Source organism: Pseudomonas sp. S1_E05 (assembly GCF_056337105.1).
Genome location: NZ_JBFRHM010000001.1, coordinates 3,613,358 through 3,627,920 on the forward strand (window position 1 = coordinate 3,613,358; position 14,563 = coordinate 3,627,920).

The window sequence follows — 14,563 nt, forward strand, 5'->3', positions numbered from 1 at the left end:
TTGAATCAGTGCGGCGCTTCGGCGGCGTGGTTGAGCGAGTATTTCGGAATCTCGACGGTCAGGTCTTCAGTCCCGACAATGGCCTGACAGGCCAGGCGCGATTGCGCTTCCAGGCCCCACGCGCGGTCGAGGAAATCTTCCTCGAGCTCATCCGCCTCTTCCAGCGAATCGAACCCTTCGCGAACGATGCAGTGACAGGTGGTGCAGGCGCAGACGCCACCACAGGCACTTTCCATCTCGATATGGTGCTCATGGGCCAGTTCGAGGATAGACGTACCGGGCTCAGCCTCCACAACCATGCCTTCGGGGCAAAACTTTTCGTGTGGCAGAAAAATGACCTGCGGCATCGTTACTCCTCAATCTCATTCAGGTTGCGCCCCGCCAGCGCGGCTTTCACCGTCGAATCCAGGCGGCGGGCGGCAAAGGCGTCGGTCACTTGCGACAGACGCTTGGTCTGCTGCTCGATGGCATAACCATCGGTGCCTTTCATCAGTTCGGTCAGTTCCTGCACCTGCATGTCGATGACCATGCGCTCCTCGGCATCGAGCAGACGCTCGCCGTCCGCCTCAAGCGCAGCCTGCACCGCCTCGATCAGGCGCTGGGCGTCGACCTGCTGTTCACGCAACACACGAGCGACCTTGTCATCATTGGCGTGCTGGAACGAATCCTTGAGCATCTTGGCGATTTCGCCGTCGGTCAGACCGTAGGACGGCTTGACCTGAATGCTGGCTTCAACGCCCGAACCCATTTCCCGGGCCGAAACGCTGAGCAGGCCATCGGCGTCGACCTGGAAGGTCACGCGGATTTTCGCCGCACCCGCCACCATGGCAGGAATGCCGCGCAATTCGAAACGCGCCAGGGAACGGCAGTCGCTGATCAACTCCCGCTCGCCCTGCAACACGTGAATCGCCATGGCCGACTGGCCATCCTTGTACGTGGTGAAGTCCTGGGCACGGGCGACGGGGATGGTGGTGTTGCGCGGAATCACCTTCTCCATGAGGCCGCCCATGGTTTCCAGCCCCAGGGACAACGGAATCACGTCGAGCAGCAGCAATTCGCCGCCATCACGCTTGTTGCCAGCCAACGTATCGGCCTGGATCGCGGCCCCAATGGCCACCACTTGATCCGGATCGATTTCGGTCAGCGGCTGACGACCAAAGGCTTCGGCGACCGCTTCACGCACACGAGGTACGCGGGTGGAGCCACCGACCATGACCACGGCGTGCACGTCTTCCAGTTCCACACCGGAGTCACGCACGGCGCGTCGGCAGGCCTTGAGGCTGCGGGCGACCATCGGCTCGATCAGCGCATTGAAGGCTTCGCGGGTCAGTTCGGCCTTCCAGTTGCCATAGACGACTTCAACCGACGCCGCATCGGTCAGCGCCTCTTTGGCCGCGCAAGCGGTTTGCAGCAGATTGCGTTGCGCGCCCGGATCGAGGTCGGCGGACAAACCGGCACTGGTGATGATCCAGCCAGCGATGGCGTGGTCGAAGTCATCGCCCCCCAGGGCGCTGTCGCCACCGGTGGCCAGCACTTCGAAGACGCCGCCAGTCAGGCGCAAAATGGAAATATCGAAGGTGCCGCCGCCCAGGTCGTAGATCGCGACCAGGCCTTCGGCATGTTGATCCAGGCCATACGCCACGGCAGCAGCGGTCGGCTCGTTGAGCAGGCGCAGCACATTCAGGCCGGCGAGTTTCGCCGCGTCCTTGGTGGCCTGGCGCTGAGCGTCATCGAAGTACGCCGGCACGGTGATCACCGCACCGACCAATTCACCACCCAGGGTGGCCTCGGCGCGCAAGCGCAGCACCTTGAGGATGTCGGCGGAGACTTCGACCGGGCTTTTTGGACCCTGCACGGTATCGATGAACGGCATGTGCGACTCGCCGCCGACAAAGCGATACGGCAGTTGCTCGCCCAATTGCTTGACGTCGGACAGACCACGACCCATCAAGCGCTTGACCGACAGCACGGTGTTCAGCGGATCGGCAGAGGCGGCAAGCTTGGCCGACTCGCCGACTTCGACGCGGTCGGCGTGGTAGCGCACGGCGGACGGCAGGATGACCTGCCCGTCAGCATCGGCCAGCGGCTCGGAAAGACCACTGCGTAATGCAGCGACCAGCGAATTGGTAGTACCCAAGTCGATCCCCACAGCCAGGCGACGCTGGTGCGGTTGAGGACTTTGGCCGGGTTCGGCGATCTGCAGTAGGGCCATCGTGATCAGGACTTATCTGTATATCAGGCGTGCGACCGGAGCGGCACTGGGTTAATCGTCGAGGCGCTCTTCTAACTGGCGCACTTCGTAGGTCAGCTTGTCGAGGAACTGCATGCGTCGCATCAGGCGCTCGGCGCGCTCGCGGTGCTCGGCATCGTTCCAGCAAGCGGCGAAACTTTGGTTCAGTTCTTCCTGGGCGGACTTGAGGCGACGCTTGAACGCGGCAACACCGGCTAGATCGGCGCTGTCCTGCAGGTGTTCAAGCTCTTCGCGCAACTCCATCTGTTGCAGGAGAAACTCCGGATCATGCACCGTGACTTCCAGCGGCAGCTCGCCACCGTTCAACGCGAGCAGGTAACGCGCGCGTTTGGGAGGGCTTTTGAGCGTCTGGTAGGCCTCATTGAGGCTTGCCGACTGCTCCAGCGCCAGGCGCTGCTCGCGCTCGGAAGCGTCCGCAAAACGATCCGGGTGAACATTGCGCGCCAACTCACGGTAGCGCGTAGCCAACTGATCGAGGTCCAGGTTGAAACTCGGTTGCAGCTCGAATAAAGCGAAATGACAAGGAGTACCCACGACAAGCCTCAGATGTTGAAGCTTTCGCCGCAGCCACATTCACCGCGCACGTTGGGGTTGTTGAACTTGAAGCCTTCGTTCAATCCTTCCTTGACGAAATCGAGCTCGGTACCGTCAAGGTACGAGAGGCTCTTGGGATCGATAATCACTTTCTCGCCGTGACTCTCGAAAACCTGATCCTCCGCAACCACCTCGTCGACAAACTCCAGCACGTAGGCAAGGCCGGAACAGCCTGTGGTGCGAACACCCAGACGAATCCCTTCACCTTTGCCGCGCCCGTCGAGGGAGCGTCGCACGTGTCGAGCAGCCGCTTCTGTCATGCTGATAGCCATCGGTGACTCCTTACTCGTCGCAAACCTGGAAAATCAGATCAAGCCTTTCTTCTGCTTGTAGTCGCGGACGGCGGCCTTGATGGCGTCTTCGGCGAGTACGGAGCAGTGAATTTTCACTGGCGGCAGGGCCAGTTCTTCGGCCAGCTGAGTGTTCTTGATGGTCTCTGCTTCATCCAGAGTCTTGCCTTTCATCCACTCGGTCGCCAGGGAGCTGGAGGCGATGGCCGAACCGCAGCCGTAAGTCTTGAACTTGGCGTCTTCGATGATGCCTTGTTCGTTGACCTTGATCTGCAGGCGCATCACATCGCCGCACGCCGGAGCGCCGACCATGCCAGTGCCAACATCCGGATCTTCCGCGTCCATCTTGCCGACGTTGCGCGGGTTTTCGTAGTGGTCGATGACCTTTTCGCTGTAAGCCATGGTACTTATTCCTCACTCATCAGAGAGTCGCTCTTTGGGCCCCGGAACATCGGTCGCGGGGCTGGTTCGCGGCGACTTGAAATCAGTGTGCCGCCCACTCGATTTTCGAAATGTCGACACCGTCTTTATACATGTCCCACAGCGGCGACAGTGCGCGCAGCTTGGTAACGGCCTCGCAGACTTTCTGCGCGGCGTAGTCGATTTCTTCTTCGGTGGTGAAGCGACCGAAGGTGAAACGGATCGAGCTGTGTGCCAGTTCGTCGTTGCGGCCCAGGGCGCGCAGCACGTACGAAGGCTCCAGGGACGCCGAGGTGCAGGCCGAACCGGAGGAAACCGCCAGGTCCTTGAGGGCCATGATCAGCGATTCGCCTTCAACGTAGTTGAAACTCAGGTTGAGGTTGTGCGGAACGCGGGCGGTCAGGCTGCCGTTGACGTACAGCTCTTCCAGGCCTTCGACCTGTTTGAAGAAACGGTCGCTCAGGGCCTTGATGCGCACGTTTTCGGCAGCCATGTCTTCCTTGGCCACGCGGAACGCTTCACCCATGCCGACGATCTGGTGGGTCGCCAGGGTGCCCGAACGCATGCCGCGCTCGTGACCGCCGCCGTGCATGGTCGCTTCGATGCGCACGCGAGGCTTGCGGCTCACGTACAGCGCGCCGATGCCTTTAGGGCCATAAGTCTTGTGGGCAGAGAACGACATCATGTCGACTTTCAGCTTCTGCAGGTCGATATCGACCTTGCCAGTGGACTGAGCGGCGTCGACGTGGAACAGGATGCCCCTGGAACGGGTCAGCTCGCCGATGGCGGCGATGTCGTTGACGGTGCCGATCTCGTTGTTCACGTGCATGATCGAAACCAGGATGGTGTCGTCGCGCAGGTTGGCTTCGATCATCGCCGGGGTGATCAGGCCGTCTTCCTGAGGTTCGATGTAGGTCACTTCGAACCCTTCACGCTCCAGTTGGCGCATGGTGTCCAGGACAGCCTTGTGCTCGATCTTGGAGGTGATCAGGTGCTTGCCTTTGGTGGCGTAGAAATGTGCCGCACCCTTGATTGCCAGGTTGTCGGACTCGGTGGCACCGGAAGTCCAGACGATTTCACGCGGGTCGGCATTGACCAGGTCAGCCACTTGGCGACGGGCGTTTTCCACCGATTCTTCGGCTTTCCAGCCAAACACGTGGGAGCGGGACGCCGGGTTACCGAAGTTTCCGTCGACCAGCAGGCATTCACTCATTTTTTGCGCAACACGCGGATCAACCGGGGTGGTCGCAGAGTAATCAAGGTAAATCGGCAATTTCATGGACTTTCTCCTAAATCAGGCTGGCTGGCACGCCGTTAGCTCTAATGGCTGTCATTCGACGGCGGACGCTTCAATCTTGTCCAGGCGTGGCGCCTTGCTGTTGCAACGGCGTTGGTCCTGACGCATGGCTACTTCTTGTACCTCACGGCGAGTGACAAGATCAGCCAAGCTGATACCGCTCAGAAATTCGTGAATCTGCAGGCTCAGGTCGCACCACAAGTGGTGAGTCAGGCAGGTGTCACCGGAATGGCAATCGCCCTGGCCCTGGCACTTGGTGGCATCCACCGATTCGTTCACCGCATCGATCACCTGGGCCACCTGGATGCCCTGCATGTCGCGGGACAGTTGGTAGCCACCGCCCGGCCCCCGCACGCTCGACACCAGATTGCTGCGGCGCAACTTGGCAAAAAGCTGTTCGAGGTAGGACAGGGAGATGCCCTGGCGCTCGGAGATATCGGCGAGGGACACAGGCCCGTGCTGCGCATGTAACGCCAGGTCAAGCATGGCGGTCACGGCGTATCGGCCTTTTGTAGTCAGTCGCATGGACAGTTACCACGGAGTTTCGGAATTGAGGCGAGTATGCAATTCCCGAGTATTTAAGTCAACTATAAGACCTAGTACTTTAGTCAGGTTTACCCGCAAAACAGCGCGCAAATCATAGCAAAGGCTGGGGGTGTAGGGCCAGCGAATGCTCAACCCATTCCTCTGTAGGAGCGAGCAGGCTCGCGATGGTCGCCAACGATAACGCTGGACACCTGATACCCAGCGGTGCCTGAGACTCCATCGCGAGCATGCTCGCTCCTACAGGCTGGTGGTGATCAGCTCGCCTGGGTCTGGTCCTTGTCTTTTACGCAGGCAAAATCTTCTTCACGCAGCTCAGGCAGGTCTTTCGCACAATAGTTGCTGCCCAGTTCGGTCAGCGCACCGCACATGCCCTCCAGGCGACCATCGACGGCTTGCAAGTGATCGAGCAATTGGTTGATGGCGCGCGCCACCGGGTCCGGCATGTCTTCGCCGCCAACGCCATAGGCGTCGAAGCCGATCTTCTCGGCCATGGCCTTGCGCCGGGCGTCCTGCTCTTCGTCCGACTTGACGATGATCCGTCCCGGAATGCCGACCACGGTCGCCCCGGCCGGTACCGCCTTGGTCACCACGGCGTTGGAACCGACCTTGGCCCCGGCGCCCACGGTGAACGGGCCGAGCACCTTGGCGCCCGCCCCCACCACCACGCCATCTTCCAGGGTCGGGTGACGCTTGCCCTTGTTCCAGCTGGTGCCACCCAGGGTCACACCCTGATAGATCGTCACGTCATCGCCGATCTCGGCGGTTTCGCCGATCACGATGCCCATGCCATGGTCGATGAAGAATCGACGACCGACCTTGGCGCCTGGGTGAATTTCGATCCCGGTCAGAAAACGACCAAGGTTCGACACCAGGCGCGCCAGCCATTTCAGGTCCGCACGCCACAACACCGACGACAAACGGTGAATCCAGATGGCATGCATGCCCGGGTAGCAGGTCAGGACTTCAAAAGCGTTACGCGCCGCCGGGTCACGATGGAAAACACTCTGGATATCTTCACGCAAACGCTCGAACATCTTTCAATCCTTCCGCTTAAGAAGCTCGCCACGGGCCGCTTTCTGGGTTTCCGTGAGGATGCCACGCAATATATTCATTTCCGCCCGGCTGACCGAGCTGCGTCCGTACAACCGACGCAGGCGCGCCATCAAGTGCCGTGGTTTTTCAGGATCGAGGAACTCGATGGCCACCAGGGTCTGCTCCAGGTGTTCATAGAATCGCTCCAACTCGTCCATGGTCGCCAGCTCTGCGCTTTTGACCGAGGCCACTTCTTCCTTCTCGACCTTGCTCGGCTGCCCTTGGGCTGCGAGCCAGGCCATGCGCACTTCATAGCTCAACACCTGCACCGCCGCCCCGAGGTTCAGCGAACTGAACTCAGGGTCGGATGGGATGTGCACGTGATAATGACATCGCTGCAGCTCTTCATTGGTCAGGCCGGAATCTTCACGACCAAAGACCAGGGCGATTTCTGCGCCCTGCCCGGCTTCCTCGACCACTTTCGTCCCGCACTCGCGAGGATCCAGCAACGGCCAGGGGATGCGACGGTCGCGGGCGCTGGTGCCCAGCACCAGGTTGCAGCCGACCAGGGCATCCTCCAAGGTGGCGACGACTTGCGCTTTTTCAAGGATATCGCCGGCACCGGAAGCACGGGCGTCGGCCTCGTGATGCGGGAACACGCGTGGTTCGACCAGCACCAGCCGCGACAGCCCCATGTTTTTCATGGCACGCGCAGCCCCGCCGATATTGCCTGGATGACTGGTATTGACCAGGACGACACGAATGTTTTGCAGCAAGGGAGGCGCTCTCGAACACGATAATCGGGAGGCAAATACTACAGCCCAAGCGACCGTTAAGCCATGAATGCGATTACTGACCTTCACCTGTAGAAAGTTTCTGATAGAATGCGCGGCTTTCTTTAACAACCTTAGGTGACACATCCATGCAGCCCATGCTGAATATCGCGCTGCGCGCCGCCCGCAGCGCCAGTGAACTGATCTTCCGCTCCATCGAGCGCCTGGATACCATCAAGGTTGACGAAAAAGACGCCAAGGACTACGTGTCCGAGGTGGATCGCGCTGCCGAACAGAAAATCATCGATGCCCTGCGCAAGGCCTACCCGAACCACTCGATCATGGGTGAAGAGACCGGCCTGCACGCCGGCACCGGCATCGAAGGCGAAGAATACCTGTGGATCATCGATCCGCTGGACGGCACCACCAACTTCCTGCGCGGCATCCCTCACTTCGCTGTCAGCATCGCCTGCAAATACCGTGGTCGCCTGGAACACGCCGTTGTCCTGGACCCGGTTCGCCAGGAAGAATTCACCGCCAGCCGTGGCCGTGGCGCCCAACTGAACGGTCGTCGCCTGCGCGTCAGCGGCCGCACCAGCCTCGACGGCGCGCTGCTGGGTACCGGTTTCCCGTTCCGTGACGACCAGATGGACAACCTCGACAACTACCTGGGCATGTTCCGCGCCCTGGTTGGCCAGACCGCCGGCATCCGCCGCGCAGGTTCCGCCAGCCTGGACCTGGCCTACGTGGCTGCAGGCCGTTTCGACGCCTTCTGGGAGTCGGGCCTGTCCGAGTGGGACATGGCAGCAGGCGCCCTGCTGATCCAGGAAGCCGGCGGCCTGGTGAGCGACTTCACCGGCGGTCACGACTTCCTGGAAAAAGGCCACGTCGTTGCCGGCAATACCAAATGCTTCAAGGCCGTGCTCACCGCCATCCAGCCGCACCTGCCGGCATCGCTGAAGCGATAAGCTTCCCGCGATACCAAAAAGCACCCTTCGGGGTGCTTTTTTTATGCCCGCAAATCCCCACCCTCCCCTGTAGGAGCGAGCTTGCTCGCGATGGTGGCTCAGACACCGCAGGGCATCAGATTCCCAGCGTTATCGTTGACGACCATCGCGAGCAAGCTCGCTCCTACAGGGGATTTGCGGTGGATTCAGAATGAAATTCCAGGCACAAAAAAGGGGGACACCCCAATGGAGTGCCCCCCTTCGATCCAACTCTGAGCCTTACTGCCCAGGCTGCGCCTGCGACAGGATCAGCTTGCCTTCCTTGTCCACAGGGATCTGGTTCCCAGGGTCACGATCCATGCGAACCTTGCCTTCCTTGCCGTCCAGCGAGTAACGCACGTCATAACCCACAACCTTGTCGCTGATGTCATTCACGGTGTTACAGCGAGTCTGAGTGGTGGTGTAGGTGTCACGCTCCTGCATGCCTTCCTGCACCTTGTTGCCGGCATAGCCGCCGCCGACTGCGCCGGCCACGGTGGCAATCTTCTTGCCGGTGCCGCCGCCGATCTGGTTGCCCAGCAGGCCGCCGGCCAGGGCACCCACCACCGTACCGGCGATCTGGTGTTGATCTTTCACCGGCGCCTGCCGGGTGACGGTGACGTCCTTGCAGACCTCACGTGGGGTTTTGATCTGGGTCTTGACCGGGTCGACGGCCAACACTTGCGCATACTCAGGGCCGCTTTTAACCAGGCTGTAGGTGGCAACAGCACCCCCGGCAGTCACACCGACAGCACCCAATACCGCACCAACCAGCAACGACTTGTTCACATGAACCTCCTGACCATCACATGCGGGACGCGCCCGCGCTTCTCCCAGCCTTGGAGCATAAAAAAAGGCGCGAGTTCAACTCGCGCCTTTTTTGATTACACCGCTGAGGGCAGCCTTGGTCTCAAAGCCACTCAGGGACGGTCGTCGACTTCCTTCTCGGTGTTCACCGCCGGGATCAAGTCTTCGGAGCTCAGGTTCAGCCAGATCAGCACCACGTTGGCGATATAGATCGACGAGTAAGTACCCGCCAATACACCTACCAGCAGTGCCAGCGAGAAGCCGTACAGGTTGTCACCGCCGAAGAACAACAGGGCAGCGATGGCCAGCAAGGTCGACACCGAGGTCGCGATCGTGCGCAGCAGGGTCTGCGTGGTCGAGATGTTGATGTTCTCGATCAGGCTGGCCTTGCGCAGTACACGGAAGTTCTCACGAACCCGGTCGAATACGACGATGGTGTCGTTGAGCGAGTAACCGATGATCGCCAGTACCGCCGCCAGCACCGTCAGGTCGAAGGTGATCTGGAAGAACGACAGGATACCGATGGTCACGATCACGTCGTGGATCAGCGACACGATGGCACCGACCGCGAATTTCCACTGAAAGCGGAACGCCAGGTAGATCAGGATGCCGCCCAGCGCCATCAGCATGCCCAGGCCGCCCTGGTCGCGCAGCTCTTCACCCACCTGCGGGCCCACGAACTCGACGCGTTTGACGGTCGCCGGGTTATCGCCGCCGACCTTCTGCAGCGCTTCCGCCACCTGATGGCCCAGTTGCGGGTCTTCACCCGGCATGCGCACCAACAGATCCGTGGTCGCACCGAAGTTCTGCACGATGGCTTCGTGGTAGCCCGACGAAACCAACTGCTCACGCACCTTGGTAACGTCAGCCGGACGCTCGTAGGTCAGCTCGATGAGCGTACCGCCGGTGAAGTCCAGACCCCAGTTCATGCCCTTGTGCCAGCAACTGAACAACGCCAGCAGGGTGAGGAACACTGTGACGCCGAACGCAACGTTGCGGACGCCCATGAAGTTGATTGTACGTAACATGGCAGCCCCTTAAATCCACAACTTCTTGAAGTCACGACCGCCGAAGATCAAGTTGACCATCGCGCGGGTGACCATGATGGCCGTGAACATCGAAGTCAAAACCCCGAGGGACATGGTAACCGCAAAGCCCTTGACCGGACCGGTGCCCATGGCGAACAGGATACCGCCCACCAGCAAGGTGGTCAGGTTGGCGTCGAGAATCGCCGTGAATGCACGGCTGAAACCTTCGTTGATCGCCCGCTGAACGGTCATGCCCGCCGCGATCTCTTCACGAATCCGCGAGAAGATCAGAACGTTGGCGTCGACCGCCATACCCATGGTCAACACGATCCCGGCGATACCCGGCAGGGTCAGCGTGGCGCCCAGCAAGGACATCAGGGCCAGCAGCAGCACCATGTTCACACCCAGCGCAACCGTGGCGATGATGCCGAAGAAGCGGTAGATGGCGATGATGAACAGCGACACGAACAGCATGCCCCACAGGGACGCGTCGATACCCTTGGTGATGTTGTCGGCACCCAGGCTTGGGCCAATGGTGCGCTCTTCAGCGAAGTACATCGGCGCCGCCAGACCACCGGCACGCAGCAGCAGCGCCAGCTCGGACGATTCGCCCTGGCCGTTCAGGCCGGTGATACGGAACTGAGCACCCAGTGGCGATTGAATGGTCGCCAGGCTGATGATCTTCTTCTCTTCCTTGAAGGTCTGCACCGCCACGTCTTTTTCGACGCCATCGACCACTTGCTTGGTGTAAGTGGTGACAGGGCGCTGCTCGATGAAGATCACCGCCATGCTGCGACCGACGTTGGAGCGGGTTGCGCGGCTCATCAGCTCACCACCGTGGCCATCCAGACGGATGTTCACTTCTGGCGTGCCGTGCTCGCCAAAGCCGGCCTTGGCGTCAGTCACCTGGTCACCGGTGATGATCAGGCCACGCTCGATCTGGGCTGGCGGACGCTTGCCTTCGCGGAACTCGAAGGTTTCGGAAGTGGCCTTGGAAGCACCCGGCTCAGCGGCCAGACGGAACTCCAGGTTGGCCGTCTTGCCGAGGATACGCTTGGCTTCTGCGGTGTCCTGCACGCCAGGCAGCTCAACCACGATACGGTTGGCGCCCTGGCGCTGGACGATCGGTTCGGCAACACCCAGCTCGTTGACGCGGTTACGTACCGTGGTCAAGTTCTGCTTGATGGAGTATTCGCGGATTTCCGCCAGCTTGGCCGGGGTCATCGCCAGACGCAGTACCGCCTGACCATTGAGGTCGGCCGGCACGATGTCGAAATCGGTAAAGCTCTTGCGGATCAGTGCACGGGCCTGTTCGCGGGAAGCTTCGTCAGCAAAACCCAGCTGAATGGCACCGTTGAGTTGCGGCAGGCTGCGATAACGCAGTTTCTCTTTGCGCAACAGGCTCTTGACGTCGCCTTCGTAGACTTTCAGGCGGGCATCGAGGGCTTTTTCCATGTCCACTTCCAGCAGGAAGTGCACACCACCGGACAAGTCCAGACCCAGCTTCATCGGGTGCGCGCCAAGGCTGCGCAGCCATTGCGGGGTGGTTTGTGCCAGGTTCAGGGCCACGACGTAATCATCGCCCAGCGCCTTGCGTACGACATCCTTGGCAGGCAACTGGTCTTCAGCCTTGACCAGGCGAATCAAGCCGCCCTTGCCACCGGCTGTCAGCGAAGTCGCCTTGACCGCCATCCCGGATTCCTTGAGCGCCGTGCTCACGCGGTCCAGGTCAGCCTGGTTGACCTGCAACGCCGTGCTGGCGCCACTGATCTGAATGGCCGGGTCATCAGGATAAAGATTGGGAGCGGAATAAATCAGACCGATCGCCAGCACCGCCAGGATCAGAATGTATTTCCACAGAGGGTATTTGTTCAGCATCACGCCGCCCGTTTAGAACGCGGGGCGCCTTGCGCGCCCCGTCGATTGAGTAGAAGTTGAAACTTAGATCGCTTTCAGCGTGCCCTTGGGCAGGGTGGCGGCGATGGCGCCTTTCTGGAACTTCATTTCCACGGTGTCGGAAACTTCCAGAACCACGAAATCGTCGGCCACTTTGGTGATCTTGCCGGCGATGCCGCCAGTGGTCACGACTTCGTCACCCTTTTGCAGGCTGCTCAGCAGGTTCTTCTGCTCTTTGGCGCGCTTGGCCTGTGGACGCCAGATCATCAGGTAGAAGATGACCAGGAAGCCGACCAGGAAAATCCACTCAAAACCGCCACCCATTGGGCCGGCAGCAGCCGGTGCAGCAGCGTCAGCCATGGCATTCGAGATAAAAAAGCTCATTTAGCACTCCAGTTGCAAATGTTGAATCTTGGGGTCAGAAAACTCAGTCCAAAGGCGGAACAGGTAGCCCGCGTTTGGCGTAGAAGGCATCGACAAAGGCGGCCAATGTACCCTGTTGAATAGCCTCGCGCAAACCAGCCATAAGCACTTGATAATGGCGCAAGTTATGGATGGTATTGAGCATGCTCCCCAGCATTTCGCCGCACTTGTCCAGATGATGCAGATAAGCGCGGGAGAAGTTCTGGCAGGTATAGCAATCGCAGGTCGGATCGAGCGGCGAATCATCATGGCGATGGAACGCGTTACGGATCTTCAGCACGCCAGTATCAATGAACAGATGCCCATTGCGGGCATTACGGGTTGGCATCACGCAATCGAACATGTCCACACCGCGGCGCACACCCTCAACCAGATCTTCCGGTTTGCCAACGCCCATAAGGTAACGAGGTTTGTCAGCGGGCATCTGGCCCGGCAGATAATCCAGCACCTTGATCATTTCATGCTTGGGTTCGCCCACCGACAGACCGCCAATGGCCAGTCCGTCGAAGCCGATCTTGTCCAGGCCTTCGAGCGAGCGCATGCGCAGGTCCTGGTGCATGCCGCCCTGAACGATACCGAACAGCGCCGCGGTGTTGTCGCCATGGGCGTTCTTCGAGCGCTGGGCCCAACGCAGCGACAGCTCCATGGAGACACGCGCGACGTCTTCGTCGGCCGGGTACGGCGTGCATTCGTCAAAAATCATCACGATGTCGGAGCCCAGGTCGCGCTGGACCTGCATAGACTCTTCCGGCCCCATGAACACCTTGGCACCGTCGACCGGGGAGGCGAAGGTCACGCCCTCCTCCTTGATCTTGCGCATGGCGCCCAGGCTGAACACCTGGAAACCGCCGGAGTCGGTCAGGATCGGGCCTTTCCACTGCATGAAATCGTGCAGGTCGCCGTGCTTCTTGATCACTTCGGTGCCCGGGCGCAGCCACAGGTGGAAGGTGTTGCCCAGGATGATCTCGGCGCCAGTGGCCTCGATATCACGCGGCAGCATGCCCTTGACCGTGCCGTAGGTGCCCACCGGCATGAAGGCCGGGGTCTCGACGGTGCCACGGGGGAAGGTCAGGCGACCTCGACGAGCCTTGCCGTCGGTGGCCAGCAACTCAAACGACATACGACATTGGCGACTCATTCTTTGTCCTCGGGGCCACGTGGTGCGGGGTTACGGGTGATAAACATCGCATCACCGTAGCTGAAAAAGCGGTATTGATGCTCAACGGCGGCCTTGTAGGCGGCCATGGCTTCGGGATAACCGGCGAACGCCGAAACCAGCATCAACAGCGTGGATTCGGGCAAATGGAAATTGGTCACCAGGGCATCGACCACATGAAACGGCCGGCCCGGGAAGATAAAGATGTCGGTGTCGCCACTGAACGGCTTGAGCACGCCATCGCGCGCGGCGCTTTCCAGGGAACGCACGCTGGTGGTCCCCACTGCCACCACTCGCCCACCGCGAGCGCGGCAGGCCGCCACGGCATCCACCACGTCCTGGCCGACTTCCAGCCATTCGGTGTGCATGTGATGGTCTTCGAGTTTCTCGACCCGCACTGGCTGAAAGGTCCCTGCCCCCACGTGCAAGGTCACGAACGCCGTCTCGACGCCCTTGTCGGCAATCGCCTCCAGCAGCGGCTGATCAAAATGCAGCCCCGCCGTCGGCGCCGCCACCGCGCCCAGGCGCTCGGCGTACACCGTCTGATAACGCTCGCGGTCGGCGCCTTCATCCGGGCGGTCTATATAAGGAGGCAACGGCATGTGCCCCACGCGGTCGAGCAGCGGCAACACGTCTTCGGCAAATGCCAGCTCGAACAACGCATCATGGCGCGCCACCATCTGCGCTTCGCCACCGCCGTCGATGAGAATCGTCGACCCAGGCTTGGGCGACTTGCTGGAACGCACATGGGCCAGCACGCGATGCGTGTCGAGCACCCGCTCCACCAGAATCTCCAGCTTGCCGCCAGACGCCTTCTGGCCAAACAGCCGCGCCGGAATCACCCGGGTATTGTTGAACACCATCAAATCGCCCGGGCGCAAATGCTCGAGCAAATCAGTGAATTGACGGTGTGCCAGGGCACCGCTGACCCCATCGAGGGTCAGCAGCCGGCTGTTGCGACGCTCGGCCAACGGGTGGCGGGCAATCAGCGAATCAGGGAGCTCAAAAGTAAAGTCGGAAACACGCATGATGGGGTTCGTCTAGCAGGGCCGGGAAGTCTAGCG

At 60.6% G+C, this 14,563-nt stretch carries 16 protein-coding genes; 1 reads left to right on the forward strand and 15 read right to left on the reverse strand.

Features of this window, described 5'->3' with window-relative positions:
- Nucleotides 1–5: 5 nt before the first annotated feature.
- From fdx to trmJ, 9 genes are all read right to left on the reverse strand, one after another.
- On the reverse strand, nucleotides 6–347 hold the full coding sequence (fdx, locus tag AB4N33_RS16745) for an ISC system 2Fe-2S type ferredoxin (protein WP_192302617.1): 342 nt from the start codon (nucleotides 345–347) through the stop codon (nucleotides 6–8).
- Nucleotides 348–349: 2 nt separating this feature from the next.
- Nucleotides 350–2,212, reverse strand: coding sequence for a Fe-S protein assembly chaperone HscA (hscA, locus tag AB4N33_RS16750; RefSeq protein WP_476457795.1), 1,863 nt, complete (start codon nucleotides 2,210–2,212; stop codon nucleotides 350–352).
- A gap of 51 nt (nucleotides 2,213–2,263) precedes the next feature.
- On the reverse strand, nucleotides 2,264–2,785 hold the full coding sequence (gene hscB / locus AB4N33_RS16755; protein ID WP_476457796.1) for a co-chaperone HscB: 522 nt from the start codon (nucleotides 2,783–2,785) through the stop codon (nucleotides 2,264–2,266).
- An 8-nt stretch (nucleotides 2,786–2,793) separates the two neighbouring features.
- Nucleotides 2,794–3,117: an iron-sulfur cluster assembly protein IscA gene (iscA, locus tag AB4N33_RS16760; protein ID WP_028620147.1), complete on the reverse strand. Its 324-nt coding sequence runs from the start codon at nucleotides 3,115–3,117 to the stop codon at nucleotides 2,794–2,796.
- A gap of 33 nt (nucleotides 3,118–3,150) precedes the next feature.
- Nucleotides 3,151–3,537 (reverse strand): Fe-S cluster assembly scaffold IscU, encoded by a 387-nt coding sequence (gene iscU / locus AB4N33_RS16765; RefSeq protein WP_003443374.1) that lies wholly within the window; start codon nucleotides 3,535–3,537, stop codon nucleotides 3,151–3,153.
- 82 nt (nucleotides 3,538–3,619) lie between these two features.
- Complete coding sequence (locus AB4N33_RS16770) at nucleotides 3,620–4,834, reverse strand: IscS subfamily cysteine desulfurase (RefSeq protein ID WP_460117757.1); 1,215 nt, start codon at nucleotides 4,832–4,834, stop codon at nucleotides 3,620–3,622.
- Between the two features lie 51 nt (nucleotides 4,835–4,885).
- Nucleotides 4,886–5,377, reverse strand: coding sequence for a Fe-S cluster assembly transcriptional regulator IscR (gene iscR / locus AB4N33_RS16775; RefSeq protein WP_192302621.1), 492 nt, complete (start codon nucleotides 5,375–5,377; stop codon nucleotides 4,886–4,888).
- Nucleotides 5,378–5,652: 275 nt separating this feature from the next.
- A complete protein-coding gene (gene cysE, locus AB4N33_RS16780; protein ID WP_476457797.1) occupies nucleotides 5,653–6,432 on the reverse strand; it encodes a serine O-acetyltransferase in 780 nt (259 codons plus the stop codon).
- A gap of 3 nt (nucleotides 6,433–6,435) precedes the next feature.
- The gene (trmJ, locus tag AB4N33_RS16785; RefSeq protein WP_460117761.1) at nucleotides 6,436–7,206 is read right to left on the reverse strand and encodes a tRNA (cytosine(32)/uridine(32)-2'-O)-methyltransferase TrmJ; all 771 of its coding nucleotides are present in this window, start codon (nucleotides 7,204–7,206) and stop codon (nucleotides 6,436–6,438) included.
- Between the two features lie 146 nt (nucleotides 7,207–7,352).
- Here trmJ and suhB point away from each other — a divergent pair, with 146 nt between their 5' ends.
- The gene (suhB, locus tag AB4N33_RS16790) at nucleotides 7,353–8,171 is read left to right on the forward strand and encodes a type III secretion system regulator SuhB (protein WP_007941397.1); all 819 of its coding nucleotides are present in this window, start codon (nucleotides 7,353–7,355) and stop codon (nucleotides 8,169–8,171) included.
- A 258-nt stretch (nucleotides 8,172–8,429) separates the two neighbouring features.
- On the opposite strand, the gene AB4N33_RS16795 is transcribed toward suhB, so the two are convergent.
- The 6 genes from AB4N33_RS16795 to queA all read right to left on the reverse strand — a co-directional run bounded on the left by AB4N33_RS16795 (nucleotide 8,430) and on the right by queA (nucleotide 14,527).
- Complete coding sequence (locus tag AB4N33_RS16795; protein WP_371049206.1) at nucleotides 8,430–8,978, reverse strand: glycine zipper 2TM domain-containing protein; 549 nt, start codon at nucleotides 8,976–8,978, stop codon at nucleotides 8,430–8,432.
- A gap of 131 nt (nucleotides 8,979–9,109) precedes the next feature.
- On the reverse strand, nucleotides 9,110–10,024 hold the full coding sequence (gene secF, locus AB4N33_RS16800) for a protein translocase subunit SecF (protein ID WP_460117763.1): 915 nt from the start codon (nucleotides 10,022–10,024) through the stop codon (nucleotides 9,110–9,112).
- A gap of 9 nt (nucleotides 10,025–10,033) precedes the next feature.
- Nucleotides 10,034–11,902, reverse strand: coding sequence for a protein translocase subunit SecD (gene secD / locus AB4N33_RS16805; protein WP_460117765.1), 1,869 nt, complete (start codon nucleotides 11,900–11,902; stop codon nucleotides 10,034–10,036).
- 63 nt (nucleotides 11,903–11,965) lie between these two features.
- Nucleotides 11,966–12,304, reverse strand: a complete 339-nt coding sequence (gene yajC, locus AB4N33_RS16810; protein ID WP_007916913.1) for a preprotein translocase subunit YajC — start codon at nucleotides 12,302–12,304, stop codon at nucleotides 11,966–11,968.
- A 43-nt stretch (nucleotides 12,305–12,347) separates the two neighbouring features.
- Nucleotides 12,348–13,463 (reverse strand): tRNA guanosine(34) transglycosylase Tgt, encoded by a 1,116-nt coding sequence (gene tgt / locus AB4N33_RS16815; protein WP_162130405.1) that lies wholly within the window; start codon nucleotides 13,461–13,463, stop codon nucleotides 12,348–12,350.
- Nucleotides 13,464–13,477: 14 nt separating this feature from the next.
- Nucleotides 13,478–14,527, reverse strand: coding sequence for a tRNA preQ1(34) S-adenosylmethionine ribosyltransferase-isomerase QueA (queA, locus tag AB4N33_RS16820; RefSeq protein WP_476457798.1), 1,050 nt, complete (start codon nucleotides 14,525–14,527; stop codon nucleotides 13,478–13,480).
- Between the last annotated feature and the right edge of the window lie 36 nt (nucleotides 14,528–14,563).